24 protein-coding genes and 2 pseudogenes are annotated in these 23,563 nt (G+C 74.3%); 10 read left to right on the top strand and 16 right to left on the bottom strand.

Features of this window, described 5'->3' with window-relative positions; all coding sequences use genetic code 11:
- A complete protein-coding gene (locus AB0G63_RS13170; protein WP_360748833.1) occupies nucleotides 1–597 on the top strand; it encodes a hypothetical protein in 597 nt (198 codons plus the stop codon).
- Here the strand turns inward: AB0G63_RS13170 and AB0G63_RS13165 are convergent.
- Nucleotides 566–964: a nuclear transport factor 2 family protein gene (locus AB0G63_RS13165; protein ID WP_360748830.1), complete on the bottom strand. Its 399-nt coding sequence runs from the start codon at nucleotides 962–964 to the stop codon at nucleotides 566–568. The two genes, AB0G63_RS13170 and AB0G63_RS13165, sit on opposite strands and share 32 nt — an antisense overlap.
- 103 nt (nucleotides 965–1,067) lie before the next feature.
- Here AB0G63_RS13165 and AB0G63_RS13160 point away from each other — a divergent pair, with 103 nt between their 5' ends.
- Nucleotides 1,068–1,820 carry a class I SAM-dependent methyltransferase gene (locus AB0G63_RS13160; protein WP_360748827.1) on the top strand — a complete coding sequence of 251 codons (753 nt, stop codon included), beginning with the start codon at nucleotides 1,068–1,070 and terminating at the stop codon, nucleotides 1,818–1,820.
- Nucleotides 1,821–2,100: 280 nt separating this feature from the next.
- On the opposite strand, the gene AB0G63_RS13155 is transcribed toward AB0G63_RS13160, so the two are convergent.
- The 4 genes from AB0G63_RS13155 to AB0G63_RS13140 all read right to left on the bottom strand — a co-directional run bounded on the left by AB0G63_RS13155 (nucleotide 2,101) and on the right by AB0G63_RS13140 (nucleotide 5,692).
- Complete coding sequence (locus AB0G63_RS13155) at nucleotides 2,101–3,069, bottom strand: acetylxylan esterase (RefSeq protein ID WP_360748824.1); 969 nt, start codon at nucleotides 3,067–3,069, stop codon at nucleotides 2,101–2,103.
- A gap of 255 nt (nucleotides 3,070–3,324) precedes the next feature.
- Nucleotides 3,325–3,909 (bottom strand): hypothetical protein, encoded by a 585-nt coding sequence (locus AB0G63_RS13150; RefSeq protein WP_360748821.1) that lies wholly within the window; start codon nucleotides 3,907–3,909, stop codon nucleotides 3,325–3,327.
- 429 nt (nucleotides 3,910–4,338) lie between these two features.
- Nucleotides 4,339–5,094, bottom strand: coding sequence for a ferredoxin reductase (locus AB0G63_RS13145; RefSeq protein WP_360748818.1), 756 nt, complete (start codon nucleotides 5,092–5,094; stop codon nucleotides 4,339–4,341).
- Nucleotides 5,087–5,692, bottom strand: a complete 606-nt coding sequence (locus AB0G63_RS13140; RefSeq protein ID WP_324787813.1) for a sulfite oxidase-like oxidoreductase — start codon at nucleotides 5,690–5,692, stop codon at nucleotides 5,087–5,089. Before AB0G63_RS13140 ends, AB0G63_RS13145 begins: the two co-directional genes overlap by 8 nt.
- A gap of 284 nt (nucleotides 5,693–5,976) precedes the next feature.
- Here AB0G63_RS13140 and AB0G63_RS13135 point away from each other — a divergent pair, with 284 nt between their 5' ends.
- Entirely contained in the window at nucleotides 5,977–6,690 is a 714-nt protein-coding gene (locus AB0G63_RS13135; RefSeq protein WP_360748815.1) for a GNAT family N-acetyltransferase, read from the top strand.
- Between the two features lie 33 nt (nucleotides 6,691–6,723).
- Here AB0G63_RS13135 and AB0G63_RS13130 read toward each other — a convergent pair whose 3' ends face one another.
- Nucleotides 6,724–7,164, bottom strand: coding sequence for a MarR family winged helix-turn-helix transcriptional regulator (locus AB0G63_RS13130; RefSeq protein ID WP_360748812.1), 441 nt, complete (start codon nucleotides 7,162–7,164; stop codon nucleotides 6,724–6,726).
- Nucleotides 7,165–7,441: 277 nt separating this feature from the next.
- Here AB0G63_RS13130 and AB0G63_RS13125 point away from each other — a divergent pair, with 277 nt between their 5' ends.
- Entirely contained in the window at nucleotides 7,442–8,272 is an 831-nt protein-coding gene (locus tag AB0G63_RS13125; protein ID WP_360748809.1) for a putative protein N(5)-glutamine methyltransferase, read from the top strand.
- Here AB0G63_RS13125 and AB0G63_RS13120 read toward each other — a convergent pair.
- Both AB0G63_RS13120 and AB0G63_RS13115 read right to left on the bottom strand, forming a co-directional pair.
- Nucleotides 8,262–9,017, bottom strand: coding sequence for a hypothetical protein (locus AB0G63_RS13120; protein WP_360748806.1), 756 nt, complete (start codon nucleotides 9,015–9,017; stop codon nucleotides 8,262–8,264). The genes AB0G63_RS13125 and AB0G63_RS13120 overlap by 11 nt on opposite strands.
- A 142-nt stretch (nucleotides 9,018–9,159) precedes the next feature.
- Complete coding sequence (locus AB0G63_RS13115; RefSeq protein WP_360748803.1) at nucleotides 9,160–11,226, bottom strand: SpoIIE family protein phosphatase; 2,067 nt, start codon at nucleotides 11,224–11,226, stop codon at nucleotides 9,160–9,162.
- Nucleotides 11,227–11,485: 259 nt separating this feature from the next.
- Between AB0G63_RS13115 and AB0G63_RS13110 the strand changes: the two genes are divergently transcribed.
- The 4 genes from AB0G63_RS13110 (at nucleotide 11,486) to AB0G63_RS13095 (ending at nucleotide 15,690) form a co-directional block, all read left to right on the top strand.
- Nucleotides 11,486–12,361, top strand: a complete 876-nt coding sequence (locus AB0G63_RS13110; protein WP_360748800.1) for a hypothetical protein — start codon at nucleotides 11,486–11,488, stop codon at nucleotides 12,359–12,361.
- Between the two features lie 240 nt (nucleotides 12,362–12,601).
- Nucleotides 12,602–12,961, top strand: coding sequence for a hypothetical protein (locus AB0G63_RS13105; RefSeq protein ID WP_360748798.1), 360 nt, complete (start codon nucleotides 12,602–12,604; stop codon nucleotides 12,959–12,961).
- A gap of 128 nt (nucleotides 12,962–13,089) precedes the next feature.
- Nucleotides 13,090–15,105: an NADPH-dependent 2,4-dienoyl-CoA reductase gene (locus AB0G63_RS13100; RefSeq protein ID WP_360748795.1), complete on the top strand. Its 2,016-nt coding sequence runs from the start codon at nucleotides 13,090–13,092 to the stop codon at nucleotides 15,103–15,105.
- Between the two features lie 33 nt (nucleotides 15,106–15,138).
- Nucleotides 15,139–15,690, top strand: a complete 552-nt coding sequence (locus AB0G63_RS13095; RefSeq protein ID WP_360748792.1) for a PadR family transcriptional regulator — start codon at nucleotides 15,139–15,141, stop codon at nucleotides 15,688–15,690.
- A 24-nt stretch (nucleotides 15,691–15,714) separates the two neighbouring features.
- On the opposite strand, the gene AB0G63_RS13090 is transcribed toward AB0G63_RS13095, so the two are convergent.
- Both AB0G63_RS13090 and AB0G63_RS13085 read right to left on the bottom strand, forming a co-directional pair.
- Entirely contained in the window at nucleotides 15,715–16,281 is a 567-nt protein-coding gene (locus tag AB0G63_RS13090; RefSeq protein WP_360748789.1) for a hypothetical protein, read from the bottom strand.
- 234 nt (nucleotides 16,282–16,515) lie between these two features.
- On the bottom strand, nucleotides 16,516–17,511 hold the full coding sequence (locus AB0G63_RS13085; RefSeq protein WP_360748786.1) for a fibronectin type III domain-containing protein: 996 nt from the start codon (nucleotides 17,509–17,511) through the stop codon (nucleotides 16,516–16,518).
- Between the two features lie 361 nt (nucleotides 17,512–17,872).
- Here AB0G63_RS13085 and AB0G63_RS13080 point away from each other — a divergent pair, with 361 nt between their 5' ends.
- Complete coding sequence (locus AB0G63_RS13080; protein ID WP_360748783.1) at nucleotides 17,873–18,571, top strand: glycoside hydrolase family 75 protein; 699 nt, start codon at nucleotides 17,873–17,875, stop codon at nucleotides 18,569–18,571.
- A gap of 234 nt (nucleotides 18,572–18,805) precedes the next feature.
- Here AB0G63_RS13080 and AB0G63_RS13075 read toward each other — a convergent pair whose 3' ends face one another.
- The 6 genes and pseudogenes from AB0G63_RS13075 to AB0G63_RS13050 all read right to left on the bottom strand — a co-directional run.
- Entirely contained in the window at nucleotides 18,806–19,243 is a 438-nt protein-coding gene (locus AB0G63_RS13075) for a PTS fructose transporter subunit IIA (RefSeq protein ID WP_360748780.1), read from the bottom strand.
- Nucleotides 19,236–19,835, bottom strand: coding sequence for a dihydroxyacetone kinase subunit DhaL (gene dhaL, locus AB0G63_RS13070; protein WP_360748777.1), 600 nt, complete (start codon nucleotides 19,833–19,835; stop codon nucleotides 19,236–19,238). The genes AB0G63_RS13075 and dhaL overlap by 8 nt, the downstream gene beginning before the upstream one ends.
- A 45-nt stretch (nucleotides 19,836–19,880) precedes the next feature.
- Entirely contained in the window at nucleotides 19,881–20,873 is a 993-nt protein-coding gene (dhaK, locus tag AB0G63_RS13065; protein WP_360748774.1) for a dihydroxyacetone kinase subunit DhaK, read from the bottom strand.
- A 348-nt stretch (nucleotides 20,874–21,221) separates the two neighbouring features.
- A complete protein-coding gene (locus AB0G63_RS13060) occupies nucleotides 21,222–21,812 on the bottom strand; it encodes a hypothetical protein (RefSeq protein ID WP_360748771.1) in 591 nt (196 codons plus the stop codon).
- Nucleotides 21,813–22,281: 469 nt separating this feature from the next.
- Nucleotides 22,282–22,449 (bottom strand): annotated as a pseudogene (locus tag AB0G63_RS13055) (peroxiredoxin); the annotation flags it as partial.
- A gap of 302 nt (nucleotides 22,450–22,751) precedes the next feature.
- Nucleotides 22,752–23,141, bottom strand: a pseudogene (locus AB0G63_RS13050) (RNA polymerase subunit sigma-24); the annotation flags it as partial.
- A gap of 173 nt (nucleotides 23,142–23,314) precedes the next feature.
- Between AB0G63_RS13050 and AB0G63_RS13045 the strand changes: the two are divergent.
- Nucleotides 23,315–23,455, top strand: coding sequence for a hypothetical protein (locus AB0G63_RS13045; RefSeq protein ID WP_360748768.1), 141 nt, complete (start codon nucleotides 23,315–23,317; stop codon nucleotides 23,453–23,455).
- Nucleotides 23,456–23,563 lie beyond the last annotated feature (108 nt).

Here is a 23,563-nt window from a genome sequence, read left to right as displayed (position 1 = left end):
GTGGGCCGATCCGTCCTGGCGCTGGCCGCCGCGCTGGTGCTGTTCTCGGGCTGTGTCTGGTACGTCCCGGCCGTCGCCGACCTGCGCGCCGGCGACGACCGGCCCGCCTCGACGCGCACGGCCGCGGCGGCCTGCCTGACCGGGTGGGCCGCGGTCGCGGGCGTGGCCGTCCTGCTGGCTGCGACGGCCGTGTGGTGGGCGCCCGCGGGCGCGGCGGTCGCGGGCGCCGTGGCGACGGCCGTCCTGCGGCTCCGCGCCGGGGTCCAGCGCCGGCACGAGGCGCGGGAGACCGCGTCGCAGCTGGCGGCGCTGCGCCTGGGCCCCGTAACACCGCCGCACGGCGGGAGGGGATCCCGGGGCGTCTTCGCCGCCCTGGTCGGTTCCGGACTGCTCGGCGGCACGGCCGTCGCCGCCTGCCTGATCGTGGCCGGTCCCGGAGGCGGCCGGGCCTGGACGGCGACCGCGGCCGCCTCCGCCGCGGTCGTCGCCCTGTTCGTCGCCCTCGCGGTGACGTACGCGGTGCGCCCGCCGCACCGGCGGGCCGGCCGGGCCGCCCGCGTGGCGGTCAGCCGATCCGCGCCTGAGCCTCCTCGGTGATCCGGTCGAACTGGGCGCCCATGGCCGCCGCCAGGGCCTGGGCGGCGGACAGCGGCCGCACCATGACGGTGAGCCCGTCGATCAGTCCCTCCTCGTCGAGGTGGATGAAGTCGCAGCCCGTCAGCGCGCGGTCGCCCACCCGCGCGCTGAACACCAGGGCGTGGTCGCGGCCGTCGGCCCCGGCGAGCTCCTGCTCGTAGCGGAAGTCCTCGAAGACGCGCGCCACCCCGCGCAGGATCGCCGCGGTGATCGCCTTGCCCGAGTACGGCGCGAAGGCCACCGGGCTGGTGAACACGACGTCCTTCGCCAGCAGCGCCTCGACGGTGTCGAGGTCACCGGCCTCCACCGCTTCGCGGAACGCTCGCATCGGATCACCTCATAGTCAATTAGTGGAGTAGGTGCAGAGGAGACTAGTCAGCGGCCGGGGAGGTGTCCATGCGTGGGCCGCCGCGCTGCCCTAAGCTGACGCGGTGTTCAGCCCCGAAGGCCCCACCCTGCGCGAGCTCGCCGTCCAGGCGCTGTCGTCGGTCGAGCGCGGCTACGACCTGCTCGCGCCGAAGTTCGACCACACCCCCTTCCGGACGTCCGACGCGGTGCTCGACGCGGTCGCCGCCGACCTGGCCCGCACGGGCTCCTTCGACGCCGGGCTGGACCTGTGCTGCGGCACCGGTGCGGGGACCGGCGTCCTGGCGCGGGTGTGCCGGCGCCGTGTCGTGGGCGTCGACTTCAGCGCGGGGATGCTCGCCGTCGCCCGCGGGCGCCCCACCGGCGCCGGGCCGCGCGCGGAGTACGTCCGGGCGGACGCCCGCGCGCTGCCCTTCGGCCCCGTCTTCGACCTCGTCGTCAGCTTCGGGGCGTTCGGGCACTTCCTGCCGCGCGAGCTGCCCGGGCTGTTCGCGCAGGTCCACTCCGTGCTGCGGCCGGGCGGATGCTTCGCGTTCCCGGTCGTGGCCCCGCCGCGGTCCTCGTCGCCCGTGTTCTGGATGCTGCTCGGCTTCGACGCGGTGATGCGGGTGCGCAACGCCCTGTGGCGGCCGCCGTTCGTCATGTACTACCGCGCCTTCCGGCTCGGGCAGGTGCGGCGGGAACTGGAGCGGGCCGGGTTCCTGGTGGAACTGCACGCCCTGCCGGAGTTCGGGCGGCGCCGCGACGGCAGCCCGCGGGTGCGCACGGTCGTGGCGCGCCGCCCGGGCCCGCCGGCCGGTCCGCCGCGGGCGGGGTGACCTCGTAGACCGGGACGTGCCGCCGGGGCGGACCGGGATGTCCTGCCGGGGCGGACCGGGACGCCCTACCTGGGCGGACCTGGACGTCCTGCCGAGGCGGGCCGGGATGTCCTGCCGGGCGTCCGCCACCCCGGCGGGCCGGTCAGGCCGGCACCCGGGCCGCCGGTCCGGGTGCCGGCCCGCCGCGGATGCCGTTCACAGCGCCTTGTACAGGGCCTCGACTTCGAGCGCCGTCCGTACCGCCGCGAACCGCGCGCCGCAGTGACCGTGCACCTGGTCGTCAGGCGTACGACCGCAGCCAGCGCAGCTTGGCCGCCTCCTGGTAGGGGCCGCCGCCCTCGTGGTCGTTGAAGTCGTACACCTCGATCGCCTTGTCGTCGTGCGCCCAGGCGTTGAACGCCGCGAAGACCGTCGACGGCGGGCAGGTCTGGTCCTCCAGGGCCGTCGAGAACAGGGCCGGCGCCCGGCCGCGGGCGGCGAAGTGGACGCCGTCGAAGTAGGAGAGCGTGCGCAGGGCTGCCTCGCCGCGGCCACGGTGAGTCTTGAGGAACAGGCCTATCTCCCGGTAGGGGTGACTGTCCGTCAGGGTCACCGCGCGCGGGTAGTCGCACAGGAACGGCACGTCCGGCGCGACCGCGGCCAGGTCCGGGACCAGTCCGCCCACGGCGAGGGTGATGCCGCCGCCCTGGCTGGCGCCGACGGCCACCGTGCGGGAGGCGTCGGTCAGCGGGTGCGAGCGGGCCGCCTCCACGGCGCGCACCGCGTCGGTGAACACCCTGCGGTAGTAGTAGTTCTCGGGCGCGTCGATGCCCCGCGTCATGAAACCGGGGTAGGCGGGCGCGCCGCCCACCGGGTCCGGCGTGTCACCGCCGCCGCCCCACGCGCTGCCCTGGCCGCGGGTGTCCATGACGAAGTGCGCACGGCCCGTGGACGCCCACAGCAGGTGCTCGTGCGGCAGGCCCCGTCCGCCCCCGTACCCGACGAACTCCACGACCAGCGGCAGCGGTCCGTCCGCGGCGGCGGGCAGCCGCAGCCAGCCCTTCACCGGGTGACCGCCGAACCCGGCGAACGTCACGTCGAACACCCGCACCGTCGTCAGGCCCGTGTCCACCGGTTCGAAGCGGGCGTCCAGGTCGTGCTCGCGCGTCTCCTGCAGGGTCTTGGACCAGAAGGCGTCGAAGTCCTCCGGTTCGGTGGACGTGCTGCGGTACTCGCGGAGTTCGTCGAGGGGCAGGTCGAACAGGGCCATGAAGGACCGCCTTTGTGAAGGGTCAGTGCGGATGATCACACCGTACGCGGAAGGTCGGACGACTCGCCAGACCCGCACCGCATCCGGCGGCGGCCACGGTACCCCGTCCCCGGTCCCGCCTGCGCTGGTCAAGCGGGGCGACCAGCACTCGCGCGGGGGCGGAAGGGAAGGCCCCGGCGGACTACCGGCCGGTACGATTCGTCGGGTCACCACCCGGCACGACCCGCACCCCCGGGCGGTACGCGGGGCCCGGCGTCACGCCCGGCGGCGCGTCCACTCCGGTCCGGTACGGGCCCACGCCCGCTCCCACTCGGCGAGCCGGCGCCCGAGGGCCACGCGGCGTACGACGGCGTGCCCGAGGAGCACCAGAGCCGCCGTCCCCACGGCGGCGCAGGTGCCGACGGCGAGGGAGTGCCGCCGGACGTCGCCCCGGCTCGGCGGCGGGGGGACCGTCCGGCCGCGGGAGTCCAGCCACACGTCGACGGTGTCCCCGCGCCGGGTGCCCGCCGGGACGCGCGCCCTCGTCGTGTGCACCTCGCCGGCCGGATCCGTCCAGCGCACGGCCGCCCGGTAGGCGTGCTGCCGGCCGCTCTGCACCGTCGGCAGCATGTCGGGGGCGGCGCCGACGGCTTCGGCGCGCACGCGGTGCCGTTCGGCGCGCTGTGCCGTCGCGACGGCGCGCGCGTCGTCATGGGCCCACCGCCCGGCCGCCGTCCCCACGAGCGGCGCGCCCACCATCAGCAGGACGGCGACCACCAGCACGGTCCACGCCTCGACGACATCCGACCGGCGCCGCAGCGCACTGCGCCGCCAACGCCAGCCGCGCACCCGGGTTCGCATGGGGACCGGATACCCAGGCCACCGGAGTTCCTTCCTCACCGCACCCGTCGGCCGCCGGGCCCACCAAGCCCGCCGGGCCTGCCGAACCCGCCGGGCCTGCCGAACCCGCCGGGCCCACCGAACCCGCCGGGCCCACCGAACCCGCCGGGCCTGCCGAACCCGCCGGGCCTGCCGGTTCCGCCCCACGCCGGACCGGGCCGCCGCGCGCGCCGCCTCCGCCGCGGCCGCCCGTCGGGTCCGCCTGCCGAACCTGCCGGGTCCGTCGCGCGCGCCGCGAGGGCTGCGCTTGCCGACTGCCGTGGCCGTCGGCTCCGCTCGGCGTGCCGGGCCTGCCGGACTCAGGCCCCGCATGCGTGTACCACGCCCGTCGGGCCGGCCCGGTCGGCACGCGGCCTGCCGGGGTCTGCGGGGGCGTTGGGGAACCGGAGGTCAGCCGAAGCGTTCGATGCGGATGCGGTCCACGGGCTGGCCGGCCTGTACCAGGAGCCGGGAGGCGTGTTCCGCGAAGCCGTTGGAGCCGCACACATAGGCCTCCCACCCGCCAGGTGGCCGCTCGGCCAGGAGCGGCGCCACATGTGCGGCCGTCAGACGTCCCACCGGCACACCCCGCGGGGCGCGGCGGGTGAACACCGGCGTCGTCTCCGCGCCGAACTCCCGCGCGTAGATCAGTTCCTCGGGACCGCGCGCGGACACCAGCAGCCGCAGCGGCACGGACAGGCCCCGCAGCCGGTGGTGGCGCACCATCGACATCAGCGGCACGACCCCGGAACCGGCGCCGATCAGCAGGGCCGGGCGGTCGCCGGGCCAGGCGAAGAACCCGCTCAGCGGGCCGCGCACCTCGACCCGGTCGCCGGGCCGGGCCACGGTGTGGAACCAGCCCGAGACCTCGCCGCCCGCGACGTGGTCCAGGGTCAGTTCGACGTGGCCCGCGTCGTCGGGCGCGGACGCGATGGAGTAGTGGCGCTGCGCCACATAGCCGTCCGCCGCGGTCAGCCGCAGCATCAGGTGCTGGCCGGGCAGATGGCCGGCCCACGTCGGCACCGCGAACCGGAAGGTGGCGGCGTGCGGCGTCTCGCGGCGGATCTCGGTCAGGGTGGCGGTCTGCCACCGTCCTGCGACCCGCTCGTTCACGGCGATGCGGCCGGGCACGGCGAACCGCGTCGGGGGAGTGAAGGTCTCAGTCACCGGAATACCGCTGCTCCTGCCAGGGGTTGCCGCGGGCGTGGTAGCCGTTCTGCTCCCAGAAACCCGGCTCGTCGTGGTCGAGGAGCCGGATGCCGGCGATCCACTTGGCGCTCTTCCAGAAGTACAGGTGCGGCACCAGCAGCCGCGCCGGCCCGCCGTGCTCGGCCGTGAGCGGCCGGCCGTCGTACTCCCAGGCGATCCAGGCGCGCCCGCCGGTCAGGTCGGCCAGCGGCAGGTTCGTGGTGTACCCGGTGTGCGAGTAGGCGACGGCATGGGTGGCCGACCCATGGGGCCGGACCACATCGAGGAAGGCGTCCAGGGACACGCCCCCGAACCGCACCCCGAACTTCGACCAGCTCGTCACGCAGTGGATGTCGCCCTCGTACACCGACGCGGGCAGCGCGTGCGCCTGTTCCCAGTCCCAGGTGCGCGGCCGCTCGACCAGGCCGTCGACGCGGAAGGTCCAGTCGGCGGGCGCCAGGTCGGGCGTGACCTCCGCGGACAGCACGGGCCAGTCGTCGCCCGCGTCGTACTGGCCGGGGGGCAGGCCGGGGCGGAGGGCGCGGGGGCGTCCGGTGAAGCCTCGGGTGACGTTCATGCGGATCCAGCGGGACGGCGTCGGTAGCTCACGCATTCCACCGTACGTGCGTCCCGGGGGTGCTTACGCACCGGGCGGCCCGGCGATCATTGCGGACGTGTGAAGTCTCCGGCGCCCGGGAATAGCCGCTCGTCGATCTTCCTTGCCGCCTGTTGCCGCCCGCGACAGCGAAGGAGAGTGGAAGCAGACATGCCGAAGGTGTACGTCTTCACACGGTACGGAGGGCCGGAGGCCGAGGCCCTGGTCGACGTGGACCGGCCCGAGATCGTGATCGAGGTCGGCGCATGAGCCACGTCCTCGACAACCCCGCCCTGGCGTCCCTGACCGGTCCGCACGCGCACTTCGCCGAGCGGCGCGGCCGGGTACTGCGCTACCCCGTCGACGTCTCGCCCTGGCTGGCGCTGCCCGACGATCCAGACGCCGGCGACTGGGCGGACCTCGCCGCGCTCGCGGGCCCCGGCGCGGAGGTCGCGCTGGCCGGCTTCCGCGGAACGGTCCCGGACGGCTGGGAGATCACCTTCCAGGCGGAGGGCGTGCAGTTCGTCGACGACGGACTGGCGGCCGCCCCGGAGCCGGAGGCCGTCCGTCTCGGCCCCGCCGACGTGCCCGAGATGCTCGCCCTGGTCGACCGCACCCGCCCCGGCCCGTTCCTGCCCCGCACCGTCGAACTCGGCACCTATCTGGGTGTACGCCGCGACGGCGCCCTGATCGCCATGGCGGGGGAGCGGCTGCACCCGCCCGGCTGGACCGAGATCAGCGCGGTCTGCACCGACCCCGCCTTCCGCGGCGAGGGCCTGGCGACCCGTCTGGTGCTGGCCGTCGCCCACGGCATCCGGGAACGCGGCGAGACCCCGTTCCTGCACACCGCCGCGGACAACACGAACGCCATCCGCCTCTACGAGTCCCTGGGCTTCCGGCTGCGCCGCAGGACCGTCTTCCTCGCGGCCCGCACACCGGAACACCGTCCGGACGCACAGGCGGTGGCCGCCGCCCTCTAGGGTCTGCCCGGCCTGATCCGCCGGACAGGCCCTCTAGTCCTCGCCGGCGCCGGATCCCGGCCACGCGTTGTAGCGCGTGAGGTACCGCGCGAACCGTTCGAGATCCTCCTCGGACCAGTCCGCGAGCCGTTCCCGGACGGCCTTCCGGCGGCTGCTGGTGACCCGGGCGAGGATCCGGCGGCCGGCGCCGGTGAGGTGCAGCACCTGCACGCGGTGGTCCTCCGGGTCCAGGCGCCGCTCGACCAGGCCGGCCCGCTCCAGGGCCGTCACCTGGCGGCTGACCGTCGACTTGTCCAGGGCGTAGTGCGCGGCCAGGTCGGTCGCGCGGCAGCCGCCGCTCTCCTCCAGATGGCCGAGCAGGGTGTAGGAGACCAGCGACAGCTCGGGGTGCAGGCGCCCCGCGGACGCGCGGGCGCGGCGGGCGAAGACCGTCATCTCCCGCTGGATGGTCTCCACGGCCTGCTGCGCCTCCACCGGGCCTCCCTCGCTCTCCTGGTTGCACCGTACAACCCGGAGCGCGCGGTGCGCCGTGCGGCCCCGGCCGGGGAGGTGACCGGCGCATGCCACGGTGACCGGGAGTTGCGGTAGGGTGACCGTCCGGCCGAGGAACGTCCCGGCCGCCGGTGGACCGAGGAGGTGGGAGTCATCACCGCTGTGCCAGACCGGGTGCTCTCCCCTCGCGTCGACGCGGACCGTCGCCGGTAGGTGACCGCGGGAGCGCCCTTCGACTACCGAAAGGCCCTCGGCTCAGATGCCTGCGTCGTCCCCTTCGTCACCCTTCTCCTTTCCCGCCTCTTCTTCCGCGTCCTCTTCTTCCTCCTACGACGCCGTCGTCGCCGCGCTGCGTGCCGCGGGCTGCGTCTTCGCCGAGGAGGAGGCGCGACTGCTGCTGTCCGCCGCCCGCACCCCGCGGGAGCTGGCCCTGCTGGTCGAGGGGCGGTCCGGCGGTCTGCCCCTCGAACTGGTCCTCGGCTGGGCCGAGTTCCGGGGGCTGCGCATCGTCGTGGAACCCGGCGTCTTCGTCCCCCGGCGGCGGACCGAGTTCCTGGTCGAGCAGGCGCTGGCCCAGGCTCCGGCGGCCCGTGTCGTCGTCGACCTGTGCTGCGGCTCGGGCGCCGTCGGTGCGGCCCTGGCCGCCGCGCTCGGTCCCGTCGAGCTGCACGCCGCCGACATCGACCCGGCCGCGGTCCGCTGCGCCCGCCGCAACGTCGCCGCGGCGGGCGGTCAGGTCCACTCGGGTGACCTGTTCGAGGCGCTGCCCGCCGGCCTGCGCGGCCGCGTCGACGTCCTCGCGGCCAACGTGCCCTACGTCCCCACGGACGAGGTCGGCCTGCTGCCCCCGGAGGCCCGCGACCACGAACCGCTGGTCGCCCTGGACGGCGGTTCCGACGGGTTGCACGTGCTGCGCCGGGTCGCCGCGGAGGCGCACCGGTGGCTCGCGCCCCGCGGCTGCCTGCTGGTCGAGACGAGTGAACGGCAGGCCGCAGCGGCCGTGGATGCCTTCTCCCGCGGCGGGCTGACCGCCCGTCTCGCCTACGACGAGGAACTGGGCGCCAGCGTCGTGATCGGCGTCAGGCCGTAGCGCCAGCGCCCGACGGGGTTGCCGACGGCGACGACATCCGCTGCTCCCAGGGGCCGTGCCCCCGCATCATGCCGTGGTCGGATCCGTTGCCGTACCCGGGCATGTCGTGGTCGGATCCGTCCTCGTGCCCCGGCATCATGCCGTGGTCGCATCCGTCGTGGTGCCCGTCGTAGCGGCCCTCGCCCCAGGTGCCCGTCATGGCGTACACCGCGGTCCTGGTGCTGCCGGAGCGCGGTCCGACCAGGACGGCGTTCTCGCCCTTCTTCAGGCTGCCGGTGCCGGAGGTCCTGGTGCCGTCGTGGAAGAAGACGGTGTTCTTGTTCACCGTCCACGTCCAGGCGGCGCCGTCCTCGCTCCTGACGGTCACCTGGTCGTCGTAGACCTTCTGGACGGCGCCGCGCTGCCAGGCGCGCACCAGCCACTTGCCCGTGTCCGGGTCCTTGACGGTCGACTCGCCGTGTACGCCCATGCGGAACGCGCACCGGTGGCCGGTCCCGTCCGGCGACGGCGTCGCGGACGCGGAGGCGGACGGGGAGGCGGCGGCGCCCCCGCCGGCGCCGTCCGAGGCCGCGGCGTGGGCGACGGTGCCGCCGAGGGCGAGGACGGCGACGGTGACCGCCGCCATCGCGGGGCGCGCCCGGCGGGACCGGCCCCGCCCCAGCCTGCCCCGGCCCACGCCCGGCGGACGGTCCGGCCCGCCCGGCCCCGTCGTCACTTTCCGCTCCGGTGTCGGTTCGTGCGTCACGGCTCGCTCCCATCGGCCACGGCACCCGGTCTCCGCGTGCCCTGCCTTGTCCTGCTCTGTTCTCATTGTGGGCTGGGGACGATAAGGACTGGATAACAGATTTCCGGGGAAACCGCCCCCCGGCGCATCGCCCCGCGGCCGGTCAGCCCGGCTGCTGCACCCGGGCGATCAGCAGCGCCACGTCGTCGGGGTTGTCGGGCTGGTAGAGGGTGCGCAGCAGGAGGTCGCACACCTCCTCCAGCGGGCGGTCGGGTCCGTCGAGCAGGTCGAGGAGCGCCTCCAGACGCTCGTCGAGAGGGTCCTGCCGGGTCTCCACCAGGCCGTCGGTGTAGAACACCAGCCGGTCGCCGGGCGAGAGGTCGATCGTCGTGGTGGAGAAGGCGACGCCGCCCACGCCCAGCGGCGCTCCGGTGGGCAGGTCGAGCAGTTCCGGGCGCCGGCCCTCGCGCAGCCGGACCGGCGGCAGGTGCCCGGCGTTCGCGATCCGGCACTGCCGCGACTCCGGGTCGTGGACGGCGTACACGCACGTCGCGATGGAGTGGTCGAGGCCCTCGGTGATCCGGTCGAGGTGCTCCAGGAGCCGCGCGGGGTCGAGGCTGAGCGAGGCCAGCGTGTTCGTCGCGGTGCGCAGCCGGCCCATGGTCGCCGCGGCGGTGATCCCGCTGCCCATCACGTCGCCCACCACCAGTGCCGTCCTGCCGTCCTCCAGGGGGATGACGTCGAACCAGTCGCCGCCGACCTCGGTGGTGGTCCCGGCCGGCTGGTAGCGGGAGGCGACCTCCAGGCCCCCGGTCACCGTCGGATGGCTGGGCAGCAGGCTGCGCTGGAGGGTGAGCGCGGTGTTCCGGGCGTTCTGGTACCAGCGGGCGTTGTCGATCTGCACCGCCGCCCGGGACGCCAGCTCCCGGGCGAGCAGCAGGTCGTCCTCGGTGAACGGCAGCGGGTTGCGCGTGCGCTTCAGGTCGAGCGCGCCGAGCACCTCTCCGCGGGCGATCAGCGGCACGGCCAGGTAAGAGTGGACGCCCGCGCCGGCCAGCAGTTCCGCCGCCTCCGGGGAGCGGGTGATGCGCGGCAGGTCGGCGTCCTGGACCTCGGCGACCAGGACCGGGCGGCCGGTGCGCACGCACTCGGTGACCAGGCGGTCGGCGCCGTAGGCCGCCACCTGCCCCGGGGTATCGGCCGCCCGCAGCGCCTCCGGGGCGTTGTCCGCCCGTACGGCCAGGGCCCGGATCACCGCGGACTCCGCGGGGCCGAGGCTGCTGCGTCTGCCCTCCGCGACCGAGTCGAGCAGGTCGACGGCGGCCACGTCGGCCAGTTCCGGGACGGCCACGTCCGCCAGTTCCAGGGCGGTGCGGTCCAGCTCCAGGGTGGTGCCGATGCGGGCCGAGGCGTCCGCGACGACGGCGAGCCGGCGGCGTGCCGTCTCCGCCTCGATGCCCGCCCGGTGCTGGTCGGTGACGTCCGAGACGGAAGCCGCCACGCCCAGGACGGTGCCGAGCGCGTCCTCCAGCCGGTACAGCGAGATCGACAGGGCGTGTTCCTGGTCCGGGTCGGCCGGGGTGTGGCCGACCACCCGGTGGCCGACGAGCGGCCGGCCGGTCTCCAGCACCTCGCTGATCGTGGCCTCCATGCCGTCGACGTCGAGATGCGGCAGGACCTCGCGGACCGTGCGTCCGATGTGCTCGCTCGCCGGCATGCCGTTGAGCCGTTCCATCGCGGGGTTGACCGACACGTACCGCATGTCGGTGTCCAGGACCGCCAGCCCGTTCGGCGACTGGGCGATCATCCGCGTGGACAGTGCCACGTCGCGTTCCAGCTGCCGCACGGTCGACTGGTCGGCGCACAGGCCGAGCGCGTAGACGTCGCCCCGGTCGTCCAGCAGCCGCATGTTGCGGAACTCCACCAGACGGGTGCTGCCGTCCTTGTGCCGGACGGGGAAGGCCCCGGCCCAGCTCTGGCCGGTGTGCATGACGTCGGCGAACAGTTTGATCACCAGTTCGACATGCTGCTCGTGCACCATGATCCGGGCGGCGTACTGCCCGAGCGCCTCCTGGGCGGTGTAGCCGAACAGTTCCTCCGCCTGGGGGCTCCACAGCACGACGCGCCCGCGGGCGTCCAGGACCACCGAGGCCACCCGCAGCACGTCGAGCAGACCGCTGGGCCGTATCGACTCGTCGCCGTCGGCCAACGGGAACTCAGGTGCACTCATGCACGCACCGCCTCCGCCTCCTTGCGCGGCACGCTGTTCCCCCGTGCCGACTCCCCTGTTCCACCGCGCTCAACCGTCCCTGTGACGCCTTCGTCGTCCACCCGCGTCTCCCGGCACGGCCGGAGGCCTCCGCCGAGCGGGTGACGACAGTACCGGGCGGGCCGTTCCCCGGACCGACACTTTCGCTCATTGGTCTGTACATGACCATCCAGGCGGGCCAGACTGTCCGCCGACCCCACACCCCCCGGAGGAACCCTCTATGCCGCTGCGCACCCGGCGACGCCGTACCGCCACGTCGGCCGCTCTCGTCGCCCTCGCCGTACTGGCCGTCCTGTCCGACACCCCGGCCGCCTCGGCCGCCGACACCTGGACCGAGGTGGGCTCCGACCGCGCCGACCCGCTGACCGAGAGCCAGGGGCTGGCCTCCGTCGAGGTCCCGGCCGGCAGCGCCAACCGTTACACCGGCATCGGCACCATCCCCCTCGGCGTGTCCAGCCGCGGCTGGAACCACGTCGGCGACCCCGACGCCTCCTACGACGGCCACTACATCGAGCCGTACCAGCGGGACGACGGCGCCGCGAAGATGTTCCGCGTGCAGGCTCCGGACGGCACCTGGTCCGAGTACACCCACGCGCTCGGCTCCGGCGAGGCGCTCAACAACTCCTGGGTCGCCGTCTCGCCCGACGGCCAGTGGATGCTGGCGGGCGAGTACGGCACCATGAACCGGCTGCTGGTCTTCCCGACCCCGGGTGTCAACCCGTCCACCTCGCCCTCGGCGAACCTGCCCCAGGTCTCCACCGTCCGCCTCGGCCACGCCGTGCGGGACGTGCAGGGCTGCGACTTCTCCGGCCCGACGACGCTGCTGTGCTCCTCGGACGACCCGGACGGCACGCTGTTCGGGGTCACCAAGCCGCTGCTCCAGATCGACCTGTCCGCACCGCCGAATGGCACCTCGGACGTCTCCGGCCAGGTCACGGCCCTGCGGCAACTGCCGCTGCGCAGCGCCTGCTCGGGCACCTTCGAGGCGGAGGGGATCGACTACGACCGCCGCACCGGCACGCTGCGCGTGATCGTGGTGTCCCCGGGCTTCTGCGTGCTGACCGACAGCAAGACGTACCGGTTCACCCGCGGCTGAGCGGCGGGCTGCGGCGGGTGCGCCCGTGCCGTAGCGATGCGCCCGAGCCGAGGTGATGCGCCCGTGCCGTAGCGATGCGCCCGAGCCGAGGTGATGCGCCCGTGCCGGGGTGATGCCCACGGCTGATACCTCCGTGCTGATGCCGCCGCGGTGATGTGGTGCTTTTCTGGTGGGTGGGGCGCGGCCGTACGGGAGACGGCCCCGTGGGGCAGCGGCCCGCCCACGGAAGGAGCGACCACGATGGACAGGCATCCGGAATCCGTATCCGTCGAGATCAGCGACTGCAGCGCGGACGACGCCCGGATCGTGTTCGACACCCTGTGCGCGTGCTTCGCGTCCGACCGGTGCGCCGAGGACGTGCCGGAGCGGCTGGACGAGACGCGGCCGACGGTGTGGCTCGGCACGTTCGACGTCACCGAAGCGCGCGGGAGCCGCGCGCCCGCCCACCTCTCCGGAACCGTCACCGCGGACGTCCAGGGCGGCTACTGGGCGGTGGACCGGCTGCGCACGACCCTCGACTCCCTGTTCTCGGTGCGGGACCTCACCGGCGCCTCCGGCGACCAGGAGCGCGACGTCCACCTGCGGCTCACCAGCCTGTGACGCGAGACGGCTCGGGACCACCGTGTCCGACGGTGGTCCGCGTCACGCCCCCACGGTTGTGCAACTAGTTGCACAACCGGCGCGGCGTCCTCTACAACTGAGGCACCACACCGCGCACGGAGGGGCCGATGAGCCGTTACCCGCACCTGCTGAGCCCGCTCGACCTGGGCTTCACCACGCTGCCCAACCGCGTCCTGATGGGCTCCATGCACGTCGGCCTGGAGGAGGCCGAGGGCGGCTTCGAGCGCATGGCGGCGTTCTACGCCGAGCGCGCCCGCGGCGGAGTGGGCCTGATCGTCACCGGCGGCATCGCGCCCAACGAGGAGGGCCGGCCGTACGAGGGCGGCGCGAAGCTCACCACCGAGGCGGAGGCCGAGCGGCACCGCGTGGTCACCGACGCCGTGCACCGCGAGGGCGGGCGGATCGCGATGCAGATCCTGCACTTCGGCCGCTACGCCTACCACGCCGACCTGGTCGCGCCGAGCCCGCTCCAGGCCCCGATCAGCCCCTTCGTGCCGCGCGAGCTCACCGACGCCGAGGTCGAGCGGACCGTCGACGACTACGCCCGCGCCGCCCGCCTCGCCCGCCTGGCCGGGTACGACGGCGTCGAGATCATGGGCTCCGAGGGCTACCTCATCAACGAGTTCATCGCCGCGCCGACCAACCACCGCACCGACCGCTGGGGCGGCTCGTACGAGAACCGCATGCGCTTCCCCGTCGAGATCGTCCGGCGGGTGCGCGAGGCCGTCGGCGAGGACTTCGTCATCGTCTACCGGCTGTCCATGCTGGACCTGGTGCCTGGCGGCTCGTCGCTGGAAGAGGTGATCATCCTCGCCAAGGCGGTCGAGGCCGCCGGAGCCACGATCATCAACACCGGCATCGGCTGGCACGAGGCCCGCATCCCCACCATCGCGACCTCGGTGCCGCGCGGCGCCTACACCTGGGTCACCAAGAGGCTCATGGGCGAGGTGTCCGTCCCGCTCGTCACCACCAACCGCATCAACACCCCCGAGGTCGCCGAGGAGTTGCTCGCCTCGGGCTGCGCGGACATGGTGTCGATGGCCCGTCCGATGCTCGCCGACCCCGACTTCGTCGCCAAGGCCGCCGCCGGCACGCCCGAGGCCATCAACACCTGCATCGGCTGCAACCAGGCCTGCCTCGACCACACCTTCAGCGGGAAGATCACCTCCTGCCTGGTCAACCCGCGCGCCTGCCACGAGACCGAGCTGGTCCTCGCCCCGACCCGGCTGAAGAAGCGCGTCGCCGTCGTCGGTGCGGGCCCGGCCGGACTCGCCTGCGCGGCGGGCGCCGCCGAACGCGGCCACGACGTCACCCTGTTCGACGCCGCGAGCGAGATCGGGGGCCAGCTCAACGTCGCCCGCCAGGTCCCCGGCAAGCAGGAGTTCGACGAGACGCTGCGCTACTTCCGTCACCGGCTCGCCGAGGAGGGCGTGGACGTACGGCTGAACACCTGGGTCTCCGCCGCCGACCTCACCGACTACGACGAGGTCGTCGTCGCCACCGGCGTCACCCCGCGCGTCCCCGACATCCCCGGCGTGGACCACCCCAGCGTGGTCGGCTACCTCGACGTCCTGCGCGACGGCGCGCCCGTCGGCGACCGCGTCGCGATCCTCGGCGCCGGCGGCATCGGCTTCGACGTCGCCGAGTTCCTCACCGACGCGGGCGACAAGGCGAGCGAGGACCCGGCGACGTACTTCCGCCACTGGGGCGTCGACATGGACTACCGCGCGCCCGGCGGGCTCACCGCACCCGAGCGGCCCGCCCCGCCGCGCACCGTCCACCTGCTGCAGCGCAAGACCAGCAAGGTCGGCGCCGGCCTCGGCAAGACCACCGGCTGGATCCACCGCACCGAACTCAAGCACCGCGGCGTGACGATGGTCCCGGGCGTGCGCTACGACCGCATCGACGACGCCGGACTGCACGTCACCATCGGCGAGGAGAGCACGGTGCTGGCCGTCGACACGATCGTGCTGTGCACCGGGCAGGAACCGCGCCGCGACCTGTACGAGGAACTGGTCGCCGCGGGACGCGCCGCGCACCTGATCGGCGGCGCCGACGTCGCCGCCGAACTGGACGCCAAGCGCGCCGTCAAGCAGGGCACCGAGGTCGCGGCCGCCCTGTGATCCGGCGGGACGCGCCGTCCCTAGGATGACCCCATGTCACTCCCGCACGCGATCCTCACCGCCCTGCTGGAAAAACCGTCCTCGGGGCTGGAGCTGACCCGCCGGTTCGACCGGTCGATCGGCTACTTCTGGTCGGCGACGCATCAGCAGATCTATCGCGAGCTGGGAAAGCTGGAGGCCGAGGGACACATCCGCGCCCTGCCGTCCGAGCAGCCGGCCCGCGGGCAGAAGAAGCGCTACGAGGTGCTGCCCGCGGGCCGGGCCGAACTGGCCCGCTGGACCGCCGCACCGCAGGACCCACGGCCGCAGCGCGACCCGCTGTTTCTGCGGCTGCGCGCGGCGGCCGTGGTGGGGACCGCGGGCCTTCAGGACGACCTGCGCCGCCATCTCGACCTGCACCAGCGGCAGTTGGCCGAGTACGAGGAGATCGAGAGGCGCGACTTCCCGCCCGGCAAGGACGCTGCCCAGGACCGCCTGCGGCACCTCGTGCTGCGTGCCGGCATCGACCTGGAGACCTTCTGGACACGGTGGCTGACGCACGCCTTGGAAGAGTTCGCCGAACTGCCCGGCCCTCCGGCGGCATGAGTACCGCCGCGGTTCGACGTGCGGTCACAGGCGGTGCGGCTTGGAACGGCGGCGCAGGTACCACCCGGTGGCGATGACGCCCGCGCCGACCAGGGCGCTGCCCACCCCGAGTGTGACCGGGCCGTAGTCCCGGACGGCGCCGCCGAGTCCGCCCATGACCCCGCGTGACGGCGTGGCCGTGGCCGTGGCCGAGATCGTCGGAGTGACGGTGGGGGTGGCGGCGGAGACAACGACGGACTGCGTGCCCGCGATGCTGCTGTCGAACGAGCACATGACGATCACGGTGAACGTCCCGGGGGCCACACCCTGCCAGGCCGCCGTCTGCAGGGCGGTGGTGCCGGTCAGCGCCACCTGCCGGCCCTGGGCGAAGCTCGTCTGGCTGCTGGTGAGCAGGGAGGCGGTGCCGAAACTGCCGCTGCCGCTGGTCCGGGAGCACGCGGTGGTCGTCACCGAGACCGTGGAACCGCTGGTACTGACCGAGATGCCCGACCCCTGGGCGGTGGCCGGCCCGGCGGCCAGGGCGAGCGGGAGCGCGGCGGCGGCTGCCGCGGTCAGGAGCGAACGGGGAACGGGTGGCCTTGAATTGCGCATGTCCACTGCCTTCCGGCGGCACGGTTGGCGGTACATCCCTTGCGCCGCCGAGGATCGGGGAACGCCCGTGCTGCCTTCACAGGAAGCCAACGTGCCCCGGCCGCGTCCCGCATGCGGACGGCCGCCGGGCGGGTGACGCGTCCGACCGTCCGGGTTACGCCCGCCGTCCTCCGGGGCCGTCCTCCGGGGCCGTCCTCCAGGGCCGTCCTCCAGGGCCGTCCTCCGGGCCTCCCGTCAGGGCCGCGCGGCCGGTCCCGGTCCCGTGGTCACCGACCGCTGCGCCGACCAGCCGCCCCAGGTGCCGTCGGGCAGTCCGGCCCGGATCCGCACCCGGTGGCCGACCCCGGCCTCCCGGCCCGCGTAGAAGCTGTAGGCCGCCCGGCCGCCCGGCGGGTCGCCGCCGAAGACCAGCGAGGTGGCCCTGCGGTCGTCGAGGCGGATCTCGTACCGCGTGACCGGGCCGTCGGTGCGCGGCGGGACCCAGCTCAGATCGATGTAGTACGCCCCGTCCGCGCGGTGCGTGCCCGCGCGGAAGCCGGTGGGCGCGGTGTCCCGGCCGTCGTCGGAACCGGGGGTGGTCAGCCGGACGACGGCGCCGGGCGGTGAGACGTTGCCGGCCGCGTCGCGGGCCCGCACGGTGAAGGAGTAGCGGGTGCCCGGCCGCAGTCCGGTGACGACGGCCGCCCGCTGGCCCCCGCCCACGCTGTGGATCTTCGTGCCGCCCTGGCAGACGTCGTACGACACCACGGCACGGTCGTCCCTCGAAGCGGACCAGGACAGCTGGACCGCCCGGCTGCCCGCCGCGCGGCCGCGGGTGCGGCCCGGCCGGGTCGGCGGCGTGGCGTCCGTCGCCACGGCCGCGGGCGTCCTGGCCCGCACCTTCCGGCTGTGCGGCCCGAGCCGCCCCGCGGCGTCGCGGGCCCGCACGGTGAACACGTACGTGGTGGACGGCCTGAGCCTGGTGACGTCCACCATGTGCGCCGAACCGGGCACCCGCGCCACCTTGGTGGCGCCCCGGTACACCTCGTAGGCGCGGATGCCGGGATCCGCGGGCAGCGCGTTCCACATGACGTGCACGCTGGTGGCGCTGCCCGCCGTGGCGGTGACGCCGCCGGGCACCCCGGGGAGCCGGCCCTCGTCGCCCGTGCCGTCCCGGCCGCAGGACGCGACCGCCGCCAGGACCGCGCACAGGGCGAGCAGTCGGCACAGGAGAAAGGCGGCGCGACGCACGGCTGTGCCTCCAGAGGCGGTACGGCGGCATTGGTCCGGACCAATATGGCGTCGCGGGCGGGACCGCGGCAAGAGGCCGTCGTTGGTCGGCTGCCGCGGGAGTTACGTATGCTGAAGCTCTTCACGGCGAACTTCCCCTGAGGGCTGGGGAGTTCTCGCCGGTGGCGCGGGCCGCTGTCGTCGCTGATCCCGCGCCGGACGCGGGCGGCCGGGCAGCCGGAGCCGACGCAGGCTCAGGCGCCCGGCCCCTGTCCGGGTACAGGGTTGCACCATACGGCCCTCCAGCGGTGGCCGCGCGCGGGGAAGGTCATCAGAGTGGGCCGGGTGTCTGTCAGTGTCCCCCAGGAGAGGCTTCCCCATCGTGCGTGTCCAGTCGCTGACGCTGGCCGCGGCAAGCGCCGCCCTGCTCGCTCCGACGGTCCCACCGGCCACCGTTCAGACCCGCGTCCAGCAGACGCCGGCGGCGTGGCGGCACACCCCGGTCACCGCCGCCGCCCTGCTGGCCAGGGCGCGTCCCTGTGTACAGGTCTCCCGGGGCCGCTACCGCACTGACGCGGGCCGGCCCGCGGACATCCGGGTGTGCGGCACCCGCGACGCGGTCTACTGGAAGGCCGACCTGGACATCGACTGCGACGGGCGCCCCGGCCCGCGCTGCAACAGCGACACCGATCCCGCCTTCTCCACCACCACCGCCTTCACCCAGTCCGACGGCCGTCACCTGAGCGCCGAACGCCTGCCGTACATCGTGGTGCCCGCCGCCAGCCGCATCTGGGACCACCGCAGGCACGGGATCCGCGGCGGGTCGGTCGCCGCCGTCGTCTACCGCGACCGCGTGCAGTACGCGGTGGTGGGCGACATCGGCCCGCAGGGCATCATCGGCGAGGCGTCCTACGCCACCGCCGCGGGCCTCGGCATCCGCCCGGATCCGCAGGGCGGCGGCGTGTCCTCCGGGGTCACCTACATCGTCTTCAAGCGGTCCGTCGCGCGCCCCGTCCAGAGCCGCAGCGCGGCCGTGGCGGCGGGGGAGCGGCTGGCCCTGAAGTTCATGACCGGCCGGTGACGCGGCAGCCGGCCACCAAGGCCGTCGGACAGCCGCCCGGCCGTCGGACGGCCGCCCAGCCGCCGCCGGCCGGCAGGACCGCGCCGTCGATGCCGCTCGCGGCGCCCCAGGCGAGGAACACCACGGGGCGGCCCGCTCCTCGGGCGGCCGGCCGACGAGCGTCGTGAGCCCCGGCCGGCCCCCGCCCGGACCCGCTGCCGTGCGCGGACGGCGCTGCGGCCGGGTGCCGGTCCGCTACACCTTCCGGTACGTGTACGCCTCCGTGGCCGCCGCCTCCACGGCGTCGAGGCCGGCGCCCGTCGCCGCGGTGACGACGGCGGCCACCGCACCCTCCACGAACGGGGCGTCCACCAGGCGTGTGCCGTCGGGCAGTTCGTCGTCCTCCGCGAGCAGCGCCTTGACGGTGAGGACCGCGCTGCCCAGGTCGGCCAGCACCGCGACGCCGGCGCCGCGGTCCACGGACGCGGCGGCCGCGGAGATCAGTCCGGCGCTCGTGCCCATGCCGCCGCCCTCGGTGCCGCCCGCCGCCGCGACCGGCACCGACGCCGCGCCGCCCGCCAGGGCCTTCGCCAGTCCGGCCACGGCCGCGGCCACCTCGGCGCTGTGCGACACCAGCACGATGCCGACCGGCCTCGCGCCCTTCTCGTCCGCCTCGCCCCTGCCGTCACTCACCGGCGGCCTCCGCGAGCCCCGCGACGAGCAGCGCCGACGACGTGGCGCCGGGATCCTGGTGGCCGATGCTGCGCTCGCCCGGATAGCTCGCCCGGCCCTTGCGGGCCTGCAACGGCGTCGTCGCCAGCGCCCCCTCCTCGGCGGCGGACCGCGCCGCGGCGAAGCCGTCGCCGAGGGCGTCCACGGCCGGCACCAGCGCGTCGATCATGGTCTTGTCGCCCGGGGCGGCGCCCCCGAGCGCCATGACCGCGTCCACCCCGGCCCGCAGCGCCTTGGAAAGCCCCGCCTCGCTCACCTCTCGGCCGTCCCCGAGCGCCTTGCCGGTCCGGCGCAGCAGCGTGCCGTACAGCGGGCCCGACGCGCCGCCGACCGTGGAGATCAGCTGCCGCCCGGCGAGCGTGAGGACCGCGCCCGGCGTGTCCGGGACCTCCCTCTCCAGCGCGGCGACGACGGCCTTGAACCCGCGCTGCAGATTGCTGCCGTGGTCGGCGTCGCCGATGGGGGAGTCGAGGGCGGTGAGCCGTTCCGCCTCGCGGTCCACGGACGCGGCGGTGACCGTCATCCAACGGCGGAAGAAGTCGGCGTCGAGCACGGGATCTCCTTGCGTGGTAGGTGGGTCGGCGCGGGGCTTCGCAGGTCACATGCCCCAGCGCAGCGCCGGGGTGCGGACCGGCGCGTCCCACAGCCTGAGCAGCTCCTCGTCGACCTGACACAGGGTCACCGAGGCGCCCGCCATGTCGAGGGAGGTGACGTAGTTGCCGACGAGCGTGCGGGCGACGGCGACACCGCGCTCGGCGAGCACCCGCTGCACCTCGGCGTTGAAGCCGTACAGCTCCAGCAGCGGAGTCGCGCCCATGCCGTTGACGAGGACCAGGACGGGGTTGCGCGGGGAAAGGTCGTCCAGGACGGCGTGCACGGCGAAGTCGGCGATCTCGCGCGAGGTCATCATCGCCCGCCGCTCCCGGCCGGGTTCGCCGTGGATGCCGACGCCCAGCTCCAGTTCGCCGGCCGGCAGGTCGAAGGTGGGGCTGCCCTTGGCCGGCGTGGTGCACGCGGTGAGCGCCACACCGAAGCTGCGCGCGTTGTCGTTGACCTGCCGGGCGATCGCCTCCACCCGCTCCAGCGGCTGCCCCTCGTCCGCGGCGGCGCCCGCGATCTTCTCCACGAACAGCGTCGCCCCGGTGCCGCGCCGCCCGGCCGTGTAGAGGCTGTCGGTCACCGCCACGTCGTCGTTGACCAGCACCTTGGCGACCTGGATGCCCTCGTCCTCGGCGAGTTCGGCCGCCATGTCGAAGTTGAGCACGTCACCGGTGTAGTTCTTCACCACGAACAGCACCCCCGCGCCGCTGTCCACGGCCGCCGCCGCCCGCACCATCTGGTCCGGGACCGGAGACGTGAACACCTCGCCCGGGCACGCCGCCGAGAGCATCCCGGGGCCCACGAACCCGCCGTGCAGCGGCTCGTGCCCGGACCCGCCGCCGGAGACCAGGGCGACCTTCCCGGCCACCGGAGCGTCCCGCCGTACGATCACGCGGTTGTCCACGTCGACGGTCAGCTCGGGGTGTGCGGCCGCCATGCCCCGCAGCGCGTCCGCGACCACGGTCTCAGCGACGTTGATCAGCATCTTCATGACAATCTCCTAGTCGGCTCGCTTCGGTGACGCTGTGTCAGGCCCTGCGATGGATCGACGGCATGCGGCTGGAGTCCTCCACAGGCAGTATCGGCCTTGCGGCGGTCAAGGTCACGTGAGGCGAGGACCGAGCGAGCCGGTGACGGGCACGCCTGCCGGGCGACGTGCGGACGAACCATCACACTGTTGAAATGCGATACAGTTTTCACAGTGTTCCTGACACTGTGAAGCGCGATCGCCGTGGCAGCGGTCCGGAACACGCTTCAGCAGCTGCCGACGGAGCCGAGCAGGTGCGCTGCGCTCCGGACGCCGCTCGATCCCCCGCGGACCGGCGTCCGGGGCGTTCGGTCAAGGCCGCTGAGCGCGGTAGAGCCCACGGCCCGCCCGGCGGATACGGGAACTGCCGACGAGGCGGTCGAGGGTGCTGCGGACCGCGTTGATGCTCCCGCTGTCGCCGTCGCGGCCCAGCGCCGCCGCGACATCCCGAGCGCGCACATCGGTGTCGCCGACGCCCTCGAAGTACTCCAGGATCTGCTCGGTGAGCCGCCCGTAGTTCCGCTGCTGGTCCACCTTGGCGCGGGGCGCGCGGGAGGTCCGCTTCGCCGCCTCCTGGCGGTGCTTCGGCTGCTTGGCACGGGGCTCTGTCCGGGACACCGCGTCGGCGTCCTCGGAGCGGGCGTCGGTCTGCGCCGCGGCGGCCCGGGGGCGCCCGGTGTCCGAGGCGGCGGCGACAGTTCCGGCGGGGCCCGCGGTGGCAGCCGGGTCGCGCATCAGGACCTCGAGGGCACTGAGGGCCCGTTGGACGGAGCCGAGGTGGGCCACGACCGCGGCCAGTTCCCGCTCGAGTGCCTGCTTCTGAAGCTCCAGGCGGGCCAGGTCCTCCTGGAGGCTCTCCGCGGTGATCTCGACATTGTGTGCCGCGCGAGTTCCCGAGACCATGCGTTCCTCTCATCCTCCGCTTAACCCGGACATCATAAGCGGGAACGCACTCCACACAAGGTGGAACCAATCGTTGCCACTGTCCCACAGGGCGAGCGCGGCGCCGTCGGACGCCGGTCGCACGCCGGAGGCCCCGGGCAGCCGTGAGGGCTCCGCCTGACCGCTTCCGGGGCGATGCCGTCGACACCGAGACAGTGTCATGTCACATCTTCGCGCGACGCACGGTCGTAAGGGAGTCGGACGTTCGCAAACCCTGACTCGGGAGCGTTGTCGTGAAGGAATCGGGTGAAAGGGTCGCCGGGTGGGCGAAGGCGCGGCTGGGCTACCGCGGCCGGGCCCGGGGCGCGCTGTGGAAGGCGCTCCACGGGGCCCTGAGCCTGGTCGCGCGGCAGGCGGGCACTCGATCCGTCCGTGATCTCCGTCGAGGCGACCGTGGCGTTCGGCCGGGATCCGGGAGACGGCGGATACCTGCTCCGCAGGCCGCGAACCCGGCGGCGAAGAGCTGCTCCGGATTGGTTCCGCGCCCGTCACCGCCGAGTGCGGCCGGCATACGCAGGTCGAGGTCGAGAACCCCGTCGTCCGACCGCGCCCGGCCCGAGGCACGCCCATGGGAGGCCACGCCGCCGCTGACGGTCACCGTCGTCGTGTAGATGGGGGAGAAGGACTCGCCTGCGAAGTCCTTCTCCGCGGACAGGTCCGGCAGTTCGATGTGCTCCGTCACCTGGTGACTCCCCCGCTCGCGGTCCTGCCGCGCCGGGCACAGCCGGTCACACCGCCGGGGGCGGGACGGGACCGGCCGCGCCGCTCATGGCTGTCGTCACGTCGTACGTCCTTCTGATCCGGGGGAACCGCAGGTCTTGTACCACCAGATGACCGGCAGGAGTGCCTGCTTGTGACACCGTGGTCCCCGGCGCGGTCCCTCCCGGCCGAAGGGCCTGGTCAGCCTGCCAAGGACGCGACGTAGGGGGCCAGCTTGGCCGGGTTCATCACCCACATGATCCGGTCGATGCCCTCTGCCGAGACATCGATGGTCAGCAGCGCGACAGCGTCCTCGCCGAAGTACACGAGAACCGCCGGCCGGCCGTTGGCCTCCACCCGGCGAACGTGCGCCTGCGGCCAGAACCGGGGCGCGAAGGCGACCAGTTACTTGGCGACGCGGGCACGTCCGACGACCGGGATCCGCGATGCGCCGCGTACTCCTCCGCCGTCGGAGTAGCCGACGACGTCCGCGGCGAGGACGTCCTCCAGCGCCCTGAGATCGCCGGTCTGCGCCGCGGTGAGGCAGACCTCCAGCAGGCGCTGGTGCGCGGACCGGCTGACCCGGTCCCTCGCCCGGCGCCTGATGGACGAGCCCCGGTTCCGGGAGGCCGCGCACACCGTGCGGGACGTCCAGCGCCGGGCGGGCGGGTACCGCCGGGCCGCCGACGAACTCGAACGGTACCTGCGGACGGCGCGTCCGGTCGGGTCGGCCGCCGACGACCGCGCACGGCGGCGGTGACGCCATGTCACCTGCCGTCATCGCGCTGCTGCTGCTCGCCGGATGGTCGGAGGCCACCGGGCGCGTCATGCCGCTCCTGGTGTGCCGGCCCGGCGTGCGCGCCCGCCGTGGCGTGACCGCGATGACGGAGGACCCGTCGCCCTGACCGGCGGCGACTCGACGCCCCGCACCGCCTCGGCGTCCCCCGCGGTCGTCGACCTGGTCCCGCTGTCCGTACCACGCCGGTGCGCCCGCGGCGACGACGCGGGCGCCG

Origin of the sequence: Streptomyces sp. NPDC020996 (assembly GCF_040641355.1) — a bacterium.
In the GTDB taxonomy this organism is placed as follows: domain Bacteria; phylum Actinomycetota; class Actinomycetes; order Streptomycetales; family Streptomycetaceae; genus Streptomyces.
This window is presented reverse-complemented; position numbering and strand designations above follow the sequence as displayed.